This is a genomic window from Tolumonas lignilytica, from assembly GCF_000527035.1.
In the GTDB taxonomy this organism is placed as follows: domain Bacteria; phylum Pseudomonadota; class Gammaproteobacteria; order Enterobacterales; family Aeromonadaceae; genus Tolumonas; species Tolumonas lignilytica.
On record NZ_AZUK01000001.1, the window covers coordinates 233,574 to 254,717 of the forward strand.

General features: G+C 46.9%; 22 protein-coding genes. 15 read left to right on the forward strand and 7 right to left on the reverse strand.

The features are described from left to right. Positions 1-38 precede the first annotated feature (38 nt). The gene (locus tag H027_RS0101045) at positions 39-800 is read right to left on the reverse strand and encodes a TSUP family transporter (protein WP_024870680.1); all 762 of its coding nucleotides are present in this window, start codon (positions 798-800) and stop codon (positions 39-41) included. A gap of 130 nt (positions 801-930) precedes the next feature. On the opposite strand from H027_RS0101045, the gene H027_RS18605 reads away from it, so the two are divergent. From H027_RS18605 to H027_RS0101055, 3 genes are read left to right on the forward strand one after another with little or no spacing between them, the layout of a single operon-like run. Next, entirely contained in the window at positions 931-1,182 is a 252-nt protein-coding gene (locus tag H027_RS18605) for a VF530 family protein (protein WP_081741331.1), read from the forward strand. A gap of 5 nt (positions 1,183-1,187) precedes the next feature. Further along, positions 1,188-1,703, forward strand: coding sequence for a YgjP-like metallopeptidase domain-containing protein (locus H027_RS0101050; RefSeq protein WP_024870681.1), 516 nt, complete (start codon positions 1,188-1,190; stop codon positions 1,701-1,703). Positions 1,704-1,756: 53 nt separating this feature from the next. Continuing rightward, entirely contained in the window at positions 1,757-2,110 is a 354-nt protein-coding gene (locus H027_RS0101055) for a DUF2750 domain-containing protein (protein WP_024870682.1), read from the forward strand. Positions 2,111-2,145: 35 nt separating this feature from the next. On the opposite strand, the gene H027_RS0101060 is transcribed toward H027_RS0101055, so the two are convergent. After that, positions 2,146-3,042, reverse strand: coding sequence for an EamA family transporter (locus H027_RS0101060; RefSeq protein ID WP_038149127.1), 897 nt, complete (start codon positions 3,040-3,042; stop codon positions 2,146-2,148). A gap of 147 nt (positions 3,043-3,189) precedes the next feature. Here H027_RS0101060 and rsxA point away from each other — a divergent pair, with 147 nt between their 5' ends. The 8 genes from rsxA to gloA are packed head-to-tail and all read left to right on the forward strand — an operon-like array spanning position 3,190 to position 9,977. After that, on the forward strand, positions 3,190-3,771 hold the full coding sequence (rsxA, locus tag H027_RS0101065) for an electron transport complex subunit RsxA (protein WP_024870684.1): 582 nt from the start codon (positions 3,190-3,192) through the stop codon (positions 3,769-3,771). 4 nt (positions 3,772-3,775) lie between these two features. Beyond that, positions 3,776-4,333, forward strand: coding sequence for an electron transport complex subunit RsxB (gene rsxB / locus H027_RS0101070; RefSeq protein ID WP_024870685.1), 558 nt, complete (start codon positions 3,776-3,778; stop codon positions 4,331-4,333). After that, a complete protein-coding gene (gene rsxC / locus H027_RS0101075) occupies positions 4,330-6,495 on the forward strand; it encodes an electron transport complex subunit RsxC (RefSeq protein WP_024870686.1) in 2,166 nt (721 codons plus the stop codon). The genes rsxB and rsxC overlap by 4 nt, the downstream gene beginning before the upstream one ends. A 4-nt stretch (positions 6,496-6,499) precedes the next feature. Then, complete coding sequence (gene rsxD, locus H027_RS0101080) at positions 6,500-7,546, forward strand: electron transport complex subunit RsxD (protein ID WP_024870687.1); 1,047 nt, start codon at positions 6,500-6,502, stop codon at positions 7,544-7,546. 2 nt (positions 7,547-7,548) lie between these two features. Then, positions 7,549-8,175, forward strand: a complete 627-nt coding sequence (gene rsxG / locus H027_RS0101085) for an electron transport complex subunit RsxG (RefSeq protein WP_024870688.1) — start codon at positions 7,549-7,551, stop codon at positions 8,173-8,175. Then, positions 8,175-8,918: an electron transport complex subunit E gene (locus tag H027_RS0101090; RefSeq protein ID WP_024870689.1), complete on the forward strand. Its 744-nt coding sequence runs from the start codon at positions 8,175-8,177 to the stop codon at positions 8,916-8,918. Before rsxG ends, H027_RS0101090 begins: the two co-directional genes overlap by 1 nt. Positions 8,919-8,925: 7 nt before the next feature. Further along, positions 8,926-9,567 (forward strand): endonuclease III, encoded by a 642-nt coding sequence (gene nth, locus H027_RS0101095; RefSeq protein WP_024870690.1) that lies wholly within the window; start codon positions 8,926-8,928, stop codon positions 9,565-9,567. Positions 9,568-9,569: 2 nt separating this feature from the next. Continuing rightward, positions 9,570-9,977, forward strand: coding sequence for a lactoylglutathione lyase (gloA, locus tag H027_RS0101100; protein WP_024870691.1), 408 nt, complete (start codon positions 9,570-9,572; stop codon positions 9,975-9,977). A gap of 34 nt (positions 9,978-10,011) precedes the next feature. Here gloA and H027_RS0101105 read toward each other — a convergent pair whose 3' ends face one another. Continuing rightward, the gene (locus H027_RS0101105; protein ID WP_024870692.1) at positions 10,012-10,917 is read right to left on the reverse strand and encodes a flagellar protein MotY; all 906 of its coding nucleotides are present in this window, start codon (positions 10,915-10,917) and stop codon (positions 10,012-10,014) included. Between the two features lie 172 nt (positions 10,918-11,089). Between H027_RS0101105 and uraA the strand changes: the two genes are divergently transcribed. Further along, positions 11,090-12,355 (forward strand): uracil permease, encoded by a 1,266-nt coding sequence (gene uraA / locus H027_RS0101110; RefSeq protein WP_024870693.1) that lies wholly within the window; start codon positions 11,090-11,092, stop codon positions 12,353-12,355. Between the two features lie 34 nt (positions 12,356-12,389). Continuing rightward, positions 12,390-13,010 (forward strand): ribonuclease T, encoded by a 621-nt coding sequence (gene rnt / locus H027_RS0101115; RefSeq protein ID WP_024870694.1) that lies wholly within the window; start codon positions 12,390-12,392, stop codon positions 13,008-13,010. A gap of 19 nt (positions 13,011-13,029) precedes the next feature. On the opposite strand, the gene dusC is transcribed toward rnt, so the two are convergent. From dusC to gyrA, 4 genes are all read right to left on the reverse strand, one after another. Then, positions 13,030-14,010 (reverse strand): tRNA dihydrouridine(16) synthase DusC, encoded by a 981-nt coding sequence (gene dusC / locus H027_RS0101120; RefSeq protein ID WP_024870695.1) that lies wholly within the window; start codon positions 14,008-14,010, stop codon positions 13,030-13,032. A gap of 57 nt (positions 14,011-14,067) precedes the next feature. Continuing rightward, positions 14,068-16,161, reverse strand: coding sequence for a glycogen debranching protein GlgX (gene glgX, locus H027_RS0101125; RefSeq protein WP_024870696.1), 2,094 nt, complete (start codon positions 16,159-16,161; stop codon positions 14,068-14,070). 108 nt (positions 16,162-16,269) lie between these two features. Then, entirely contained in the window at positions 16,270-16,938 is a 669-nt protein-coding gene (locus tag H027_RS0101130; protein WP_024870697.1) for a lysozyme inhibitor LprI family protein, read from the reverse strand. A 22-nt stretch (positions 16,939-16,960) separates the two neighbouring features. Then, complete coding sequence (gene gyrA, locus H027_RS0101135; protein WP_024870698.1) at positions 16,961-19,543, reverse strand: DNA topoisomerase (ATP-hydrolyzing) subunit A; 2,583 nt, start codon at positions 19,541-19,543, stop codon at positions 16,961-16,963. A gap of 162 nt (positions 19,544-19,705) precedes the next feature. On the opposite strand from gyrA, the gene ubiG reads away from it, so the two are divergent. Beyond that, complete coding sequence (gene ubiG, locus H027_RS0101140) at positions 19,706-20,404, forward strand: bifunctional 2-polyprenyl-6-hydroxyphenol methylase/3-demethylubiquinol 3-O-methyltransferase UbiG (RefSeq protein WP_024870699.1); 699 nt, start codon at positions 19,706-19,708, stop codon at positions 20,402-20,404. Next, positions 20,401-21,069 carry an HAD-IA family hydrolase gene (locus tag H027_RS0101145; RefSeq protein WP_024870700.1) on the forward strand — a complete coding sequence of 223 codons (669 nt, stop codon included), beginning with the start codon at positions 20,401-20,403 and terminating at the stop codon, positions 21,067-21,069. The genes ubiG and H027_RS0101145 overlap by 4 nt, the downstream gene beginning before the upstream one ends. The last annotated feature ends 75 nt before the right edge of the window (positions 21,070-21,144 follow it).

Genomic DNA, 21,144 nt, shown 5'->3' on the forward strand with positions numbered 1-21,144 from the left:
TAAGAGTGCCTTCGATAAATGACAGAATGATGACTTTTTCAGCTCATATACTGCTGCCAGAGTAATCTGGCTGACATAATCAATGACATGGTCACCAGTAATGGCCGAATGATTTTGCTGCCCTTTTTGATCACCATCCGCGACCCCAACCGTGCACCGACGAATTGCCCGGCCCCCATGACGATCCCGACCTGCCAGAGTATTTTTCCACCCAGCATGAAAAATATTAATGCCGCAATATTAGAAGTAAAGTTGAGCAATTTACTGTATGCCGTGGCTTTTGAAAGGTTAAACCCAGCCATCGCCACGAACGCGATGGCAAAAAACGAGCCTGTACCCGGGCCAAAAAATCCATCGTAAAAACCGATGCCTCCGCCAAATATCAACGAAAAAAGGAAAAAGTTAATTTGTTGCTGTCGGTCTTCATCACCTATCCGGGGTGAAAAGATGAAATACAAGGCAAAACCGATCAACATAAACGGAATTGCCTGCTTTAACACAGAAGGATCAATTTGCTGTACCGCTAATGTGCCGCAGGCACTACCGATGAATGTAAATATGATGCCATTTCTGATCAGCTTCAGATCGATATATCCGTGCCGAAGAAAATAAAAGGATGCAGAAAAACTACCAAAGCTGCTCTGCAATTTATTGGTTGCCAGTGCATAGGCTGGCGGAATGCCCGCGCTCAACAAGGCCGGGACGGTCAGCAACCCGCCACCACCGGCGATAGAATCAATAAACCCGGCCGCAATACCGCAGACAAAAAACAAAATTAGGGTATAAATCTCGAAATCCATGACAATTATGACTGATGAAGAAAACGATCATCATCACATAATTAAATCGCTATTTCTATTCTCACCTATTTGCTATTTTTAGTTTCATCTCCTACCCTGTCGGTTCATTTTACCGATAACTTTTTCTCACATGACCCAATTCCAATCTAAAGATCCGCTGCATGGTATTACGCTTGAACGGATCGTCACTGAGTTGGTGGAACATTATGGCTGGAACGAACTCGGCCAACGAATTGATATCCGCTGCTTCCAGCATGAGCCTAGTATTAAATCGAGCCTAAAGTTTCTACGACGCACACCGTGGGCTAGAACAAAAGTTGAAGCGCTATATGTGATGACGATCAATTCGCCCTGGGTCAAACAATCAACATCTAATGAGTAATCACCATGTCTGATTTGACGTATCTTCATGGTTACCCAGAACATATTCTGCAACAAGTTAAACAACTGATTCAAAAACAGCAATTAAGTGAGTTGATAAGCAAACGCTATCCAGAACAACACTCTGTTCAGAGTGATACGGCTTTATTTGACTATGTAACTGAATTAAAAAATCGTTATATGCGCAATGTGCCTGCGATCAGCAAAGTTCGCTATGACAGCAAATTATCTGTTGTGCATCATGCTTTAGGATTAAATGTTCGCAAGGTGCAATTGCAAGGCAGTAAAGTTAAACGCAAGCATGACATCATCATTGCCAGTGTTTTTAAAGAAGCGCCTGCTGATTTTTTACGAATGATCACCGTACATGAACTGGCGCACCTGAAAGAAACGCAGCATGATAAAGCGTTCTATCAGCTATGTTCGTATATGGAACCGAGGTATCACCAGTTGGAATTCGATTTCCGGCTATTTATGACACACAGAGAATTGATTAAAAAAAGTCAAAATACCGCAGAGTAAATTTTTCGCTAAAATACATTCAATTGTCTATCTACTGAACTTGGAATCTAAATATGACAGATCACATCGAACAGCATATCCCTGAAAAATTTATCACCGAAGTTAAAGACAGCGGCGTGTTGTGGGGCCTGCAGTTTGAAGATGAATGGGTCGTGTGTGACTCGCAGGATGATGACGCAGTGGATGTTATGCCTTTATGGTCTTCTGAACATGCGGCTAAACTTTTGTGCTGCGATGAATGGAAAGAATATGAACCAGCCGCGATCCCACTCGATGAATTTTATGATGAATGGGTGAATGATCTGCACGCCGATGGCGTCTTGATCGGCGTGCAATGGGACGAGACCCTGAGTGGCGCAGAAGTCGATGCAATGGATTTTGCTCGTACGTTATCGCATTTTGAATAAAAGCTAAAAATACGAGGGGCGCGCCCCTCGTATCTTCATACCGTGTCTGAAATCGCGCGGTCCGCAGTAATTGGTGATTTTTCTGGTAACTGGCTGATCACGACACCGATGAATACAACACCGCACGCCAACCCCTGCCAAAAATTCAACCGCTCTCCCAACAACCAAAAAGCCAATAATAATGTAAATACCGGTATGAGGTTGATATATGCCGTTGCCAAAGAAACGGTTACCTGACTGATTGCCCAGTTATACAACCAATAGGCACCAATGGTTACGACCGTTCCTAAATAGAGCAAGCTCCCCCAATGCAGCAAAGAAGCATGCGTTGGTACGGTATGCTGCATCGCCAATGGGCCGAAAAAAAGAACTCCTACCAAAGCCTGGAAAGCAGTCAGTACCACTGAAGAGTAACGCGACGATAACTTCCGAATCGAGACAGAATAAACAGCCCCGCACAGCATGGCCATGAACTCTAAACAGTTACCTAATACCGGATTACTGGCTTGTTCATCATGTTGCCCGGCAAAACTTAATGCCGAACATCCGACAATAGCAACAATAAACCCCATAATTTGCAGTTTGCCAATACGCTCTTTCAACACCAGAAATGCCGTTACAGAGGCAAGCAGAGGTAAGGTTGCCGTGATCACTCCAGCCTGACCGGCTGTTGTATACTGCAATGCTGACGTCTCAAATAAAAAATAGAGACAAGGCTCTGCAATACCCATGATCAATAACCACCGCCAATCGCCTTTCTGATAACGAAATTGCAGTAATTTCTTGCCAAAGAACAGAAAACAAGCGCTGGCAATCAGCATACGGAAGAACACAATTTGCGTGGGATGAAAGAAATCCAACAGATATTTTAATGAGATAAATGCACTGGACCAAAGCAACATGGCACCAGTAAGTGCCAGTATAGGAAACATGCCCAAAATTAACTCCTGAAAACTGAGCAAAAGAGAGCAAAGTCTAGCCGTTCAACGTATTAATATCCAGAAACCCTTCGGTTTAACGGTTGTTTAGCTTCCTGTATATGAAGATAATAGGCGCGCTTATAAGCTGAGGTCAGTATTATGTCGGAATATCTGTTACTACTAGTCAGTACAGTACTGGTAAATAACTTTGTTTTAGTTAAATTTTTAGGGCTTTGTCCATTCATGGGGGTTTCTAAAAAAATTGAACCTGCCGTGGGTATGGGCATTGCTACAGCATTCGTTTTAACATTGACTTCGGCCTTCTGTTATCTTGTCGACCACTACATTCTGACACCGCTGAATGCCAGTTCATTGAGTACACTGGCTTTTATTCTGGTCATCGCAGTCGTAGTACAATTCACTGAAATGGTGATTCAGAAAAGTGCGCCTGAGTTGTACCGTGTTTTAGGTATCTATCTGCCGTTGATCACCACGAATTGCATTGTTTTGGGGCTGGCGTTACTCAATATCAATCTGCAACATAATTTTATGCAAAGTATTGTGTATGGCTTTGGTGGCGGCGTTGGTTTTACGTTGGTGCTCGTGTTATTTGCCAGTCTGCGCGAGCGTATAGCCGCAGGTGATGTTCCAGTACCATTCCAGGGCGTGGCCATTGGCATGATCACGGCCGGTCTCATGTCTCTGGCTTTCCTTGGGTTTACTGGGTTAATCAAGCTCTAATATCATGAACCAACTTTTACTTATTCTTATTATCCTGACCTTACTGGCATTGCTGTTTGGCATATTGCTGGGTTATGCGGCTATCCGTTTTAAAGTCGACTCCGACCCGATCGTCGATAAGTTGGATGCTATCTTACCGCAAACACAATGTGGTCAATGTGGCTACCCCGGCTGCCGTCCCTATGCACAAGCGATAGCCAATGGTGACAGTATCAATAAATGTGTACCAGGTGGTTCACAGACAATTCAGCGAATAGCTGCCATGATGGGTGTAGAACCTCCGTCCGATGATGACGAACTGCAACTGACACCACCTAAACGGGTCGCATTTATTCACGAAAACCTTTGCATTGGCTGTACTAAATGCATTCAGGCTTGCCCTGTCGATGCAATTATCGGGGCGCCTAAGCTCATGCACACAATCCTGCGTAGTGAATGTACGGGCTGTGATTTGTGTGTTGATCCATGTCCGACTAATTGTATTGAAATGATTGAATTACCCGCCACGCCGGATCGTTGGAAGTGGGATGTAGAAACAATTCCAGTGAGAATGGTGCAATGAGTATTGTCGATATCCTAAGTAAAATTCGCAAAGGGAAAATCTGGGATTTTCACGGCGGTCTGCATCCTGATGAGCACAAACGTGAATCGAGTGAAACGCCATTAGTTGATGCAGGCATTCCTCCTTTCATTGTATTACCGATCAAACAACACAGTGGGCGGGTTGGCCGACTTTTGGTCAAGGTCGGTGATCGCGTTCTGACCGGACAACAACTAACCGCCAGTGATCATCCAATGGAAGTACCGGTTCATGCCAGCACTTCTGGTGTTATCACCTCGATTGAACTGCATACCGTTGCACACCCGTCTGGTCTCAGTGAACCTTGTATTCATATTAAACCCGATGGTCTTGATGAATGGCGTGAACGCAAGCCATGGGCTGATTTTCATCAGTATGATGCAGTTGAGCTTTTCGAGCGGATCCGTCAGTCAGGGATTGCCGGATTAGGCGGCGCAGGCTTTCCTACTTATGCAAAATTAAGTGTGGCCCGTGAAAAAGCAGAAATTGTCATTATCAATGGCGCGGAGTGTGAGCCTTATATCACTGCCGATGATCGATTGATGCGTGAACATGCCCGCGAAATTCTGGAAGGCGTTGAGATCATCAAGCATATCCTGCGTCCTAGCATCACGATTATTGCCATTGAAGATAATAAGCCGGAAGCAATTTCCGCCTTTTTAATGAGACCATTACCAAACGATGTCATCGTGCGGGTAATACCGACGAAATACCCATCTGGAAGTGCTCGTCAGCTCATTGAAATTCTGACTGGGAAACAAGTCCCTGCCCGCGGACGTTCGCTGTCGTTGGGTATTGTGATGGTTAATATCGGAACTACTTTTGCCATCCGACAAGCCATCATTGAAGATGAACCGCTCATCCGTCGTGTTGTCACATTAACCGGCTCTCAATTTAAGACACCGGGTAATGCTTGGGTTCGTCTTGGATCTTCGGTTCGCTGGTTACTGGCTCAATTTGCCTTAACACCGGAGCCTCGCCAGCGCGTCATTATGGGGGGCTCGATGATGGGCTTCACGCTGCCGCATGCAGATGTGCCTGTCGTTAAAATAACCAACTGTTTATTAGCTCCCAGTGCCAGCGAATTACCTCCTCGTGATGATGAGATGAACTGCATTCGGTGCGGTAAATGCGCTGAAGTCTGTCCGGTCAAACTATTACCACAGCAACTTTACTGGTATAGCAAAGCGGGTGACCATGAAAATGCCGAAAAATATAATCTGGCGGATTGTATTGAATGCGGAGCATGTGCATGGGTTTGTCCAAGTAATATTCCTTTGGTGCATTATTACCGTCAGGAAAAGGCAGAAATTCAATTAAATCGTGAAGAAGCTGCACAGGCAGAACGCGCGAAACAACGTTTTGAAGCTAAAAAACAGCGGTTAGAAGAAGAACGTCGCGCACGTGAAGCCCATATTCCCGCTCCTGTTGCGACCCGCACTCATAGCGCCAATGAAACTGATCCAGTCGCAGCGGCCATTCTGCGGATTAAAGCACAACAAGATAAAACTGCCTCGCCCGACGTTGATATCCGTGCCGAACGTGCAGCAAGAAAAGCGCAGGCTATTCAACATCAGCTTGAAAAGAACACGGAGCCATCAACCCCGGTCGCTGAATCACAGGTGTCCTCTGAGGAGGATAAGCGCAAGGCCGCCGTGGCCGCCGCATTGGCCAGAGCAAAAGCACGCCGTGCAGAAATTACAGCATCTGGAGATTCTGCATCTGTAATTCCTGAAACAGCTACAGCAGACGATGCGGAATCCCAGAAAAAGGCTGCGATAGCCGCCGCCATCGCCAGAGCAAAAGCGAAGAAAGCACAAGCTGAACAAGCCCCTGTGCAAACGGACGCTGCTGACGCAACACCTGTGCCGGGATCATCAGCAACTGCGGAAGATCCTGATTCCGCTAGAAAAGCCGCCGTAGCCGCTGCGATTGCTCGCGCAAAAGCCAAGAAAGCACAGGCAGAACAAGCCACCGTGCAAACGGATGCTGCTGACGCAACACCTGTGCCGGGATCATCAGCAACTGCGGATGATCCTGATTCCGCCAGAAAAGCTGCCGTGGCCGCTGCGATTGCACGCGCAAAAGCCAAGAAAGCACAGGCAGAAGCTGAAGCCGCCGCCAATAAAAACGAACAGGTATAAATTCATGTCATTTGCTATCGCTATCTCACCACATGGTCACAGCCAGAAAAGCACATCAAGTGTCATGCGATGGACGCTTGTTGCATTAATTCCGGGCATCGTCGCCCAATATTATATTTTTGGCTGGGGAGTTTTATTCCAGTTACTGCTCACTGTTGGCACGGCATTGTTATCTGAAGCCGCCATCTTACGCTTACGCGGTTTTGCCGTGATGCCCTCTCTGCGAGACAGCAGTGCCATTCTTACTGCCGCACTATTGGCTGTAGCAATCCCGCCCTTATTACCTTGGTGGATGCCCGTCGTCGCAACAGCATTTGCCATCATCATTGCTAAACAGCTTTATGGTGGATTAGGACAAAACCCGTTTAATCCAGCCATGGTGGGTTATGTGTTACTGCTGGTTTCATTCCCCGTTCCGATGACAACATGGTTGGCACCACAAACCATTTCTGCACAACATCTTTCTCTGCAAGACACGGCTGCTGTCATTTTCCATGGCACCACGCCTGGGGGACTAAATAGCTATCAATTAAAAACTCTCGTCGATGGTACGACCATGGCGACCCCGTTAGATCATCTGAAAACCGAGTCTAAACGCGGTTATTCCATTGACGTACTGATCAAATCTCCTGATTTTTCGGCGATTAGTCACGATGGCTGGCGTTTAATTAATCTGAGTTTTCTCGCTGGCGGTATCTTACTGTTTATTTTACGTTTGATCCCATGGCAAACCCCTGTTGCGATGCTCGGTACATTAGCGGCAGCCAGCGCCTTAGGGCATTATTTAGCGCCAGCCCAGTTTGCGATGCCAGAAATTGAATTGCTAAGCGGAGCCAGTATGTTGGGCGCCTTTTTTATAGTGACCGATCCCGTCACCAGTAGCACGACCACTTATGGACGCCTAATTTTTGGTGCCTTAGTGGGTTTACTGGTGTTCATTATTCGTCATTTCGGTGGATATCCGGACGGCGTGGCATTTGCGGTATTACTATGCAATATCCTGGTGCCATTAATAGACAAATATAGTCAATCTCGCGTTTACGGACACTAATCATGCTGAAATCGATGCAAAAAAATGGTCTCCGCCTCGGTTTGTTTGCTTTAGCATGTACAGGGCTGATTGTGCTGACTGATTACAACACTCGCGATGTTATTGGGGCGCAACAACAACTGCTGAAAAAATCAACTTTAGTAAAAATGCTGCCTGCTGACAGTTACGACACCACATTAACCAATGAATGTCATATGCTCAGCAGTCCCTATCTGGGGGATACCAAACCTCACCCGATCTATGTTGCACGGCAAAAACAGCAAGTGAGTGGCTATATTATTGAATCTGTTGCACCTGATGGTTATAGCGGTGCGATCCGTTTGCTTACCGGTGTCAGTAAAAGTGGCGAAGTTCAGCATGTTGAAGTCTTGGAACATCATGAAACGCCGGGGTTGGGCGATAAAATTGATCGGAACAAAGGCAACTGGCTCGATAGTTTTACACATCAGTCTTTGCAGTCAGACAATGATTCTCGCTGGGCGGTAAAAAAAGATGGCGGTCAGTTTGACAGTTTCACGGGTGCCACCATTACTCCGCGAGCCATTGTCAAACAACTGAAAAATGTTTTACTGCTGGTTCGACAACATCCAGAATTGATTGAACAGGCGCCAGCCTGTAAGGCGGAATAATGGATCATTCACCGAAAGGGTGCCATGACCTTGCACCTAAAAGTACAACAAGCCAGAACACCTTCTTTTCTATTATAAAAGAAGGTCTCTGGAAGAATAACCCGACTCTGGTTCAGGTGTTAGGCATGTGCCCTACCATGGCTATCACAACCTCCGCGGCTAATGCGCTGGGAATGGGGATTGCCACCATGATCATCATGGCGATGTCCAACTTCTTTATTTCGCTGTTTCGTCGCTGGATACCTACTGAAATTCGGATTCCTGTGTATGTGTTGCTGATTGCGGCACTCGTCACCTGCTTACAGTTGCTGATGAATGCCTATACTTTCGCGCTTTACCAGTCACTGGGTATTTTTATTGCGCTGATTGTGACTAACTGTCTGGTTGTTGGTCGTGCAGAGGCTTTTGCCAATCAGAATCCGCCTCTCTCTTCTGCTTTTGATGGTTTTATGATGGGAATGGGCTTTACCTTATCACTGACTATTTTAGGTTGTATCCGTGAAATCCTCGGTCAAGGGACTCTATTTGCCGGAGCTGATGTATTGTTCGGCCAGTGGGCTGCTGGCCTGAAAATTGATGTTTACCACAGTGATAACACCTTCCTGCTGGCAATTTTGCCACCGGGTGCATTTCTGGTGTTAGGATTTATGATTGCCCTGAAAAACATCATTAACGCCCATTTTGCCCGGAAAAAATCACCAGTTAAAACACAGATTGAACGTGTTCGAGTGACCACTTTCTAAGGGAAATATGAACAAAGACAAACGCCGCCTGATACTGGAACGATTACGCGATGACAATCCGCATCCAACAACTGAGTTGGCATATACCACTCCGTTTGAATTGCTGATCTCTGTCATTCTTTCTGCTCAGGCTACTGATGTCAGCGTTAATAAAGCGACCGCCAAACTCTACCCGGAAGCAAATACCCCCGCAGCCATACTGGCATTGGGTGTCGATGGATTAAAACAGCATATTAAAACCATTGGTCTTTATAACGCCAAGGCCGAAAACATTATCAAAACCTGTGCAATCCTGCTGGACAAACATCAGGGTGAAGTGCCCGAAGATCGTTCCGCACTCGAAGCGTTGCCCGGTGTTGGCCGTAAAACAGCAAATGTCGTGTTGAATACGGCTTTTGGTTGGCCAACCATTGCGGTCGATACGCATATCTTCCGCGTTGCCAACCGCACTGGCTTTGCGCCAGGTAAAGACGTGAATGAAGTTGAAGATAAGCTACTCAAATATGTTCCAGCTGAATTCAAATTAGATGTGCACCATTGGCTCATTTTACACGGACGTTATACCTGCATTGCTCGTAAACCCCGTTGTGGTTCATGCCTGATTGAAGATCTCTGCGAATACAAGCATAAAACTGAACCTGAGGAGTGATCATGCGCATTCTGCACACCATGTTGCGAGTTGGTAATTTGGAACGTTCAATTAAATTTTATACCGAAGTATTGGGTATGAAGTTATTACGCCAAAGTGACAATCCCGAATATAAATATTCATTGGCTTTCGTGGGTTATGGTGAGGAAACCGATGAAGCCGTGATAGAGCTGACCTATAACTGGGGCGTCGATAGTTATGAATTGGGTACCGCTTATGGTCATGTTGCATTAGAAACAGAAGATATCTACGCCACATGTGAGGCCATTCGTGCCATCGGAGCCAAAGTCACTCGGGAGCCCGGCCCAGTTAAAGGCGGAACCACCGTGATTGCTTTTGTTGAAGATCCTGATGGTTATAAAATTGAACTCATCAATAAAAAAGATGCCGGTAAAGGTTTAGGCAACTAGTCGTTTTTGTTTTCTGTTTTAGTTTTAAACGGCCTCATCTCGAGGCCGTTTTTCCAGCATCGGCTAACGTGGGCGGTGTCCAGCGCTGCATAGAAATAACAACACGACGGTTGGTCTCTCTGCCTCGTTCGGTATCATTAGTTGCAACATGTTGTTTTTCACCATGCCCTTCGGTTTTCACTCGTTTCTCATCAACTCCGAGATCTGTGAAAAACTTTTTCACACTTTTTGCTCTTTTATCCGAGAGAAGCTGATTTGGCCACGAAGGGCCCATGCTGTCGGTATAACCATCCACCAGCACTAAATCTAACTGAGGATCGGCTTTCAGATATGCAGCGATCATAGCTAATCGTCGTTGCGAATACGGTGTCAGATCTTCACTGTTTTTTTCATAATTCAAAATGGTGAATGCAATATCATCAAAACTATAAGGTAGTAACCCTTGCATACAACTTAAGAAATTCTGATATGTCGTCCGAAAGCCAACCGATGAAATAGAGACTGTGACGGGCTGATTCTGATGATACCAGTCACGAAATAAAAAAGAGGGGGTGTATCCGCCCTCCAATTCATCCAGCATGGTCCACGCCGCCTGGCCACTCACATAACCATCAAATTGCTTATAAAAACGCACCTTGGAAATGCCACTTTCAGCAATGCCTGGATGCCAGCTGGGCGGCAAAGAACGTACGCTGACCGTTTGAATCCGTGCCTGCGGACGCAACGGTTTCAATTCGAAACCCATATTGACGTTTTTACCCGCATGGCTGACAAACGCGCCTTTTCCCCAGCCAGGAATAACATGCTCCAGACGACACTCGATTGGCGAGTCGCTGACCAGTTTCCAAACAGATTGGTCGAGAGATGCACCATACTCAAGTACGCCAGCCTGACTGACAGGAAGACAGACTATTCCTGCTATTACAATCAAGTGTTTCACTGCATCACCTCCTTCGCCCTATCCCTCTATCGGCAACGCAATCAAGATCTTTAGGACTTATTATCACCCTGGCGATTTATGCTGTTTTTCATAGGAAAAAAAGCCCTGTTTTGCGATAATGCTCCGATTTTTTGGGTTTTATTATTGCTTCATTAAAAGAAAGGAGGCGTCTGTGCGCAGACAGATCATACAGGTTAATGAACGACCACCATTATTGCAGTCCATTCCATTAAGCCTACAACATTTATTTGCCATGTTCGGCGCATCTGTTTTAGTACCGATGCTATTTAAGATCGATCCTGGCACGGTATTGCTGTTCAATGGTATCGGCACCTTAATCTATCTCGTTTTGTGCCAAGGGAAAGTGCCCGCCTATCTGGGCTCCAGTTTTGCATTTCTGTCGCCAGTTTTTGCTGTCATGAGCTCGTTGAATTATAACGCGGCACTGGGTGGATTTATTGCTTCAGGGCTGGTGTTTATTACAGTCGCCTTGATTATTAAAGCCTTTGGTTATCGCTGGATCGATGTTGTTTTCCCTCCGGCAGCGATGGGTGCTATTGTCGCCATCATCGGTCTGGAGCTTGCGCCAGTGGCCGCCAATATGGCCGGGCTGACTGCCGCCAAGTTGGATGTTCCGACCATCACAGTATCTCTGTTCACTTTTGGTGTCGTGGTCTTTGGTTCTGTATTATTCCGTGGCTTTTTAGGTGTCATTCCAATTCTGATTGCTATCATCGCTGGTTATCTGCTGGCGCTGGCATTGGGCATGGTAAAATTTGATGCTGTAGCTACCGCATCCGTATTCTCTGTACCTACGTTCTATAAACCCGTATTGAACTGGGGTGCCGTCATTACCGTGCTGCCCGCTGCTTTTGTCGTGATCGCAGAACATATTGGTCATTTTATTGTGACCGAAAAAATCATCGGCAAAGATCTGAAAAAAGACCCCGGCTTACATCGCTCATTAATGGGTGATGGGGTGTCGACAACTCTTTCCGGCTTCTTTGGTTCAGTTCCAACAACAACTTACGGTGAAAATATTGGCGTTATGGCCATTACCCGTGTATACAGCGTCTGGGTTATTGGCGGAGCGGCGATCATTTCTATCCTGATGGCGTTTATGGGTAAATTCACCGCCATCATTGGTAGTATTCCTGTACCAGTCATGGGTGGTGTTTCTCTGTTGCTGTTTGGTGTTATTGCTGCCTCCGGTATCCGTATGCTGGTAGAATCAAAAGTTGATTACAGTAAACCTAAAAACCTGATCCTGACCTCTATTGTACTGATCGTGGGTTTATCCGGTGCGCATGTCGAAGTGGGTACTGTATCGCTGAAAGGTATGGCGCTCGCAACGTTACTTGCAATTGTCGTCAGTCTGCTGTTTGGGCTATTTGAAAAAATGGGGCTGATAAGCACTCAGGAAATCCTTGAGCCTTAAAAACTAATCATTAATTCTGAGTTGGTATCTGTTTATGTGCTTGAAAGAACGCTTTCGTGGTTATTACCCAGTCGTGATCGATGTTGAAACCGCTGGTTTTAATCCGAAAACGGATGCATTGCTGGAAATGGCAGCATCAACATTAAAAATGGATCCAGATGGTTGGTTATCTATCGACCAAACGATCCACTTCCATGTTGAGCCCTTTGAAGGTGCCAATATTGAAAAGGCGGCGATTGATTTTAATGGCATTGATCCATTTAATCCGTTGCGTGGTGCTGTCAGCGAATATGACGCATTACATGAAACCTTCAAAGTCATTCGCAAAGGCATGAAAGCCGAAGGCTGTAACCGGGCCATTGTGGTTGCACATAATGCCGCGTTTGATCATGGCTTTTTAATGGCTGCATCAGAGCGAGTATCGTTGAAACGCAACCCATTTCATCCGTTCGCCACGTTTGATACCGCGACATTGGCGGGTCTTGCTTTAGGTCAGACGGTGCTAGCTAAGGCTTGTCAATCTGCCGCAATCCCGTTTGATAATAGCGAAGCTCACTCTGCATTGTATGATACCGAGCGTACTGCAGAACTGTTTTGTTATATTGTTAATAAGTGGAAGTCGTTGGGTGGTTGGCCACTAACAGACTCAGAATAATATGATTCGAAGCGGGCACTTAAGCCCGCTTTGTTTTATGTGCTACGTGGAGATGTGTCAGGAATGTAGGCGTATCATGCACGGTTCTGATCGACATAAACAAATCCGCCGCTTCGGAATACTGCTGTTTAAGAAACACCAGCCACTGTTTCAAGCGACTGGGTAAATAGTCAGCGCGAGGTTGTTGCAAGGCCGTTTCTGCATACTGCAGTAACAAGGTCATCACCTCGTGCCATGGCATGACCGGCATCTGTCTGGCGATCACCGCCCCCAGATTCGGAAGCTGTAACGCCCCTCGCCCCACCATCAGATCCTTGCATCCTGTGATTTCCCGACAACGGATCGCATCTTCTGCACTCCAAATTTCACCATTCGCAATAAGAGGAATATGAATTTTCGGTCTAACAATATTGATCCATTCCCATTTGATCGCTTCCGCCTTATAACCATCTTCTTTGGTTCTGGCATGTATTGCTAATTCGTTGGCACCACTTTGTAATACTGCGTCGATAATCTCATGGCACTCTTCGGGTGAACTCCACCCTAGGCGCACTTTTGCCGATAATAATTGGTCTTCTGGTAATGCCGCTCGCACTGTTTTTAAGATCTGATAAATAGTCTCCGGTTCTTTTAATAAGGCAGCCCCGCCACAAGACTGATTAACCCGACGGGCAGGACAACCAAAATTGATATCAATACCTGGAGAGCCCATTTCCGTTGCCAGCATTGCATTTTCAGCCAGCCATTGTGGATGTTGCCCTAAGAGTTGCACACGAACCGGTGTACCGCTGCTAGTTTTCCCCCCTTGCAACAATTCAGGACAGAGACGCAACAAGGTTTTCTTGGTCAGTAGCTGATCGACAACGCGCACAAACTCTGTCACGCAGAGGTCATAGTGATTAACAGCGGTGAGAATTTCACGGAGTAAAGGGTCTAACACCCCTTCCATGGGAGCAAGAATAATTCGACCGGTAGCAGGCGGAACAGATGATAATGACATGGCACGACCTATAAATTTCAGGCCGTCATTCTACCCATCTCACTTCGTTTCGCCAATTCAATCCGGGTCATGACGTATGCCGGCAAAATCCCCGCAGACAAACAGACACACAGACCGTGACTGCGTCACATATTGTTGGCAATCAACAGCCGGTAACAACTCACCAAAATCCACAATATCATGCGGCGATGTTTGGGCCGTATCCAGAATACGGTGCCAGCACCCTTCAATATTGTGCGGCGGATACGGCAGCTCAAACGTCAACGGTTCCCAATAGGTATTAAAAATAATATAGATCGCGATGTTAACTTCGAGTGGTATCGCCGAAAAGGCCAGTGCATGAGAATGCGGATTCCAGTCTGGTTCGTAGGGTTTCAGGCCATGCCAGCGGATCTCGGAACGCCGTAGCATATCCGCCAGCGAAAACATGCCGCCATTATCTTTTTCCCGGTTAAAAATATAGCGCCGGTATTTCAGCAACTGCTGCATATAACGGTGCATATCATGATTTTGTTTGGTGGTCGTCCAGTTCATCCAGGTGATATCATTATCCTGACCATAGGCATTGTTGTTTCCGCGCTGGGTTCGCAACAATTCATCGCCCATAGAAAGCATGGGAGTTCCGATAGATAACAGATTACAAGTCAGGAAGTTCTTGGCCTGACGTATTCGTAATGCGTTGATCACCGGATCATCCGTTTCACCTTCTACACCATGATTCCAACTGTGGTTGTCGTTTGAACCATCCCGGTTATCTTCCCCATTTGCTTCATTATGTTTCTGGTTATATGACACCAGATCCCAAAGTGTGAAGCCGTCATGACAGGTGACAAAATTAATGCTTTTCTCCGGATCGGCATAATGATAGTTATAAATATTCGGGCTACCGATAAAACGGTCGGCAAAGAGATTGATGGTTCCCGGATCGCCTTTAATAAAACGACGGATATCATCACGAAATTGCCCGTTCCATTCTCTCCAACGCGATCCAGCCAGCGATCCAACCTGATAAAGCCCCCCTGCATCCCAGGCTTCGGCAATCATTTTACAATTAGCCAGTACCGGATCAGTATCAATCGCCAGTAGCGTTGGCGGATTGACCAGAGGGTTGCCTTCTTCATCGCGAGACAGAATAGACGCGAGATCAAAACGGAAACCGTCGACATGCATGACATCCCGCCAATAATGCAGACTATCGACGATCATGCGCCGGGTCACTGGATGTGATCCATTTACCGTATTGCCACATCCCGAATAATTCAGGTTGTGATGCGTCCGGGGATCCAAAATATAGTAGGCTTCGTGGTCAAATCCCCGCCAGCTAAAGGTAGGTCCGTCGCCATCACCTTCTGAAGTATGGTTATAAACCACATCAAGAATGACCTCGATCCCTTCTCTGTGTAAGGCTTTAACCATATCCCGGAATTCACGTATCGCACCAGTTCTGCTCTGATCACTGGCATATTGCCGATGCAGCGCAAAAAACGACATTGGTGAATAGCCCCAGTAGTTGCTATTACCTGGCGCACACTCCTGTAGATCAAACTGAAACACAGGTAACAATTCGATCGTCGTGATCCCTAATGCTTTAAGGTATGGGATCTTATCGAGCAAGCCCGTGTAGGTACCGCGGAGTTCCGCACTCAGGCCCGCAGAGGGGTGTTTGGTAAAACCACCGACGTGCAACTCATAAATCACTGAACGGGATAGCGGATGATTAGGCGGTTGATCATTTTCCCAATCGTAATGACGGGTATCTACCACCACACTTTTGGCGCAACAATGCAGATTTGAACCTTTTCGGGACGCGGCAAAACGACGGTAATTGGAGGGGAAATCAATCAGTAAACCATATGGATCGATCAGTACCTTCTGGGGATCAAAACGAGTGCCCTCATAAGGTCGCCATGGTCCATTTACTCTGAAGCCATATAATTGACCATCCCCAATACCATCGATCCAGATATGCCAATAATACGCGGTGCGATTGACTTTAGGATTGAGCTGAATGACCATCGGCTCGACATCATCAGCCGATGAAAACAGCAAGAGTTCGACTGAACAGGCCAGACGAGCCCATAACGCGAAATTGACACCACTGCCTTCGATGGTTGCGCCAAGCTGTCGACAATGCCCATTGTTGATCTGCATACACATGCCTCGCATTTTTGTTGAATACTCATCACCAATGCTTGACTAAGTGTAGTCATAAAAAAGGACAGCTTAAAGCTGTCCTCTGATATGTCACCGGCCCAAGAACTAATTAGCCAGTTGCTGACAATCCAGTTTGGCGTCATCCCAGTATAGGGTCGCGATATGTTTACCTTCTACAACCGTCAGATTGTGAGAGTTATATTTCACACCACGGCTTAACGGCCCCATAAACGCATCCCGGTATTGACCATTGTATTTAACAATCACCGCCGGTAATGTGGTGGCATAGAACGTCAGCCAGGCATCGCGTTTATCTGCCCCACACTGATAATGAATCGGCCCTTCTTTAGGCACCAACTCAAACTGAGCCTGTAACTCGGATAGCCGTTCCATGTATGAAAGCTCAAGACACATTTTCAGGTCTTTATTTTTCATACAGTTATCATGTCTATCCAACCAGGCTTGCTGACCTTTCTGCAAGTCATACTGTGGATAATCTGCCTGCTTAGCTGGCAAATCTTTCATCAGCTGGCGGATTTCACCATCCAACTTGGTCAGGATTGGCCGTTCACAGAAGGCATCCAAGAGAGGATCTTTTACTTCGTTGCAATTCGGCTTTTTCTTAAATGTCTGCTCCGTAATTGCATATTTCGCCATCATCTCCGGCGTAACCGCAGAGGGTTTCGCCGGGATAGCGGAATCAGTTGCAGCCATAGCGACAGTTTGAATTCCACTAAACAGTGTCACTGCTAACCAGAATTTCCATGCGTTCATGAACTACATCCTCTCCCTGAACTTATTCAGTTGGCGACACATCAGACAAATCGACATCACCGTCAGACTCATCGCCTTCCGGTTCAGCCACACGTTCTAAACTGACCAGTTTTTCGTCATCACCAGTACGGATCAAACGAACACCAGCAGTATTACGACCGATTAAGCCAACTTCTGCCACGCGGGTACGAACCAGTGTGCCGGCATTGGTGATCAGCATGATTTCATCGGATTCATCAACCTGAATAGCACCAACCACTTTGCCATTACGTTCGGTGACCTGAATCGAAATCACACCCAGTGTTGCACGGCTCTTCACAGGATATTCATCCAATGCGGTACGTTTGCCGTAACCATTTTCTGTTGCCGTCAAAATCGCGCCACCATTTTGCGGAACGATCAGTGATACCACTTTATCGGTCTCACCCAGTTTCATGCCTCGAACCCCTGTTGCGGTTCGACCCATCGCACGAACATCATCCTCATTGAAACGGACCACTTTACCTGCATCAGAGAACAGCATGATTTCATTATTACCATCGGTAATGGCAACACCAATCAGTGCATCCCCTTCATTCAGGTTAATCGCCCGGATCCCGGATGACAGTGGGCGAGAATAAGCAGACAACTCGGTTTTCTTCACGGTACCGTCTGCGGTAGCAAAGAAGACATATTTGTCATCATCGTAAGATTTAACCGGCAATATCGCAGTGATACGCTCGTTTTCATCCAACGGCAGCAGGTTGATGATCGGGCGACCTCGGGCCGTACGGCTAGCTTCCGGTAACTGATACACTTTCAGCCAGTAAACTTTACCCAAGGTGGAGAAGCAGAGGATCGTATCGTGCGTATTGGCAACCAGCAATTGCTCAACGAAATCTTCATCTTTTACTTTCGCCGCCGCTTTACCGCGACCACCACGTCGTTGCGCTTCATAATCCGACAATGGTTGATATTTCACATAGCCTTCGTGAGACAGCGTGACAACCACATCTTCTGGTGTGATCAAATCTTCCATATTGATTTCGACGCTAGCAGCCTGAATTTCAGTCCGACGCGCATCACCAAATTGAGACTTCACATATTCCAGCTCTTCGCGGATCACTTCCATCAAACGCTCAGTGCTTGCCAGAATGTACAGTAATTCGGCAATTTCATTCAGCAGTTCACGGTATTCTTCCAGAATTTTCTCATGTTCCAGACCCGTCAGTTTATGCAGACGCAGATCCAGAATGGCCTGAGCCTGTTGTTCAGTCAGGAAGTAGTGTCCGTCACGGATACCAAATTCAGGTTCCAGCCATTCAGGACGCGCCGCATCGTCACCGGCACGTTCCAGCATTTCTGCTACTGCGCCCAACGCCCAACCGCGAGAGACTAACCCCTGTTTCGCATCAGCAGGGCTTGCTGAGTTTTTGATCAGCTCAATGACCGGATCAATATTGGCCAGCGCAATCGCCAGACCTTCCAGAATATGCGCCCGATCACGCGCTTTACGCAGTTCAAATACGGTACGACGCGTCACCACTTCACGGCGATGGTCGATGAACGCTTCCAGCATCTCTTTCAGTGTCAACGTTTTCGGCTGGCCGTTCACCAGCGCCACCATGTTGATACCGAACACATTCTGCATTTGCGTGTGGGTATAGAGATTGTTCAGAATGACCTCTGAGACTTCACCACGACGCAATTCAATCACAACACGCATACCGTCTTTATCAGACTCATCTCGCAGTGCTGTGATCCCTTCAATTTTCTTGTCTTTGACCAGCTCGGCAATTTTTTCGACCAGACGAGCTTTGTTGACCGTGTAAGGCAACTCGGTAACGATGATCGATTCTTTACCGTTTTTCTCGTCAGTCTCAATCTCTGTACGTGCACGCACATAGATCTTACCGCGACCGGTACGATAGGCATCAATGATACCGGAGCGACCGTTGATGATACCGCCAGTCGGGAAATCTGGCCCCGGAATCAGCGGTAACAGCTCATCGACCGTCAGCGATGGGTTTTCCATCAACGCTAAACAGCCGTCAACAACCTCGGTCAGATTATGTGGAGGAATATTAGTCGCCATACCTACCGCGATACCTGAAGAGCCATTGATCAGCAGGTTAGGGACTTTTGTTGGCAATACCGCAGGGATCTGTTCAGTGCCGTCATAGTTAGGCACCCAATCCACGGTTTCTTTTTCCAGATCCGCCAACAGTTCGTGTGAAATCCGGTCCATACGAATTTCGGTATAACGCATGGCCGCTGCCGAGTCACCATCGACAGAACCGAAGTTCCCCTGACCATCGACCAGTGTATAACGCATGGAAAAATCCTGCGCCATACGAACAATCGTGTCATAAACCGCCGAGTCACCATGCGGATGATATTTACCGATAACGTCACCGACGACACGGGCTGATTTCTTATAAGGTTTATTCCAATCGTTACTCAGCTCATGCATTGCGAACAAGACACGACGGTGAACAGGTTTTAACCCGTCACGCACATCGGGCAATGCACGCCCCACGATAACACTCATCGCGTAATCGAGATAAGAGTTACGCAACTCGTCTTCGATATTTATCGGGATGATCTCTTTGGCCAGATCGCTCATATAATTATGTATTCCTACTTCAAGCTACTTGAAAGCAATGGTCGCGAATTCTATCACAAATGATGGATTTCCCCAATCGCGAACAGATCACCTGTTTTAAGCTAACTCCTTGGATATAATGCGCGGATTCCAACAGCAAACTGTCATGAAGGGCAGCTCACGATGAACGTTGATACACAGGAAATTGCCAAATTTGAAGCTATCGCCAGTAACTGGTGGGATCCGCATGGTGAATTCAAGCCCTTACATCTGATGAATCCGCTGCGTTTACAGTGGATTGCCGATCATTGTGACGGTCTGTTTGGCAAACAAATTCTAGATGTAGGCTGTGGTGGCGGCATTCTGAGTGAGAGCATGGCAAAACAAGGCGCCCACGTTCTTGGCGTGGATATGGGAAATGAACCCTTGCAGGTAGCGCGTTTACACGCGTTAGAACAGGGTGTGAAAATCGACTATCAGCGCATTACCATTGAAGAATTAGCCGAACAACGCCCCGCCTCGTTTGATGTGGTGACCTGTATGGAGATGCTGGAGCATGTGCCTGACCCGGCATCTATCGTACGTGCCTGCGCCAAATTAGCCAAACCGGGTGGAAAATTATTTTTTTCCACGATCAATCGCACCAGACAGTCATGGTTGTTGATGATTCTGGCGGCCGAGCAAATCCTGAAAATCGTTCCGAAGGGAACGCATGATCATAAAAAATTTATTCGTCCGGCAGAATTGATCCGTTGCTGTGACAGCGCTAACCTCTTCACCCGAAAGGTCGCGGGGGTTCGCTATAATCCACTGACCGAGCATTTTAAGTTATCGGGTGACGTTTCCGTGAATTATCAGATTTTCTGTGAAAAACCATTATGATGTGTTCCCGTTTCTCTGCTGTGTTGTTTGATCTGGATGGTACGCTGCTGGATACTGCGCCGGATCTCGGTGCAGCCGCCAATCATGTTCTGACGCAGATTGGCAAAGCGCCTCTGTCGGATCAGGTTATCCGACAAACCGCATCCGATGGCGCTTTAGCATTAATTAAAGCCGGACTTTCTGAAGCAGAGCAGACTGAGCATGACCTGACGGTTTTGCGACAGCAGTTATTAGATCATTACGCCCAACATTTATATGTGGGAACACGCCCTTATGACGGCATGGTCGAACTGATTGGCTGGTTGAATACCCGCGCGATTCCATGGGGGGTGGTTACAAATAAACCGGCCTTTCTGACAGAACCATTGCTGGCTCAGGTCATTGAATTGCCACAATGTGCTGTTACAGTCAGTGCCGATACTCTCCCGGTGCGTAAACCAAATCCGGAACCATTATGGTATGCCTGTCATCAGATTGGTGTATCATCGGCCAATTGCCTGTATGTGGGCGATCATATTCGCGACATTGAAGCTGGCCGAAATGCCGGAATGACGACTGCAGTTGCTAGCTGGGGTTATCTCGCGCAAGACGAAAATGTATCTTGTTGGAATGCCGATATTGTATTAGCAGACCCACATCATCTGCTGGCCTGGCTGGCAAGCTAACCTGCTATTTTTCATCTGATAAGCAGCGTTGAACCGCGCTGTTTATTTTGTAACGTCCTGTGATTTACTGCTAAT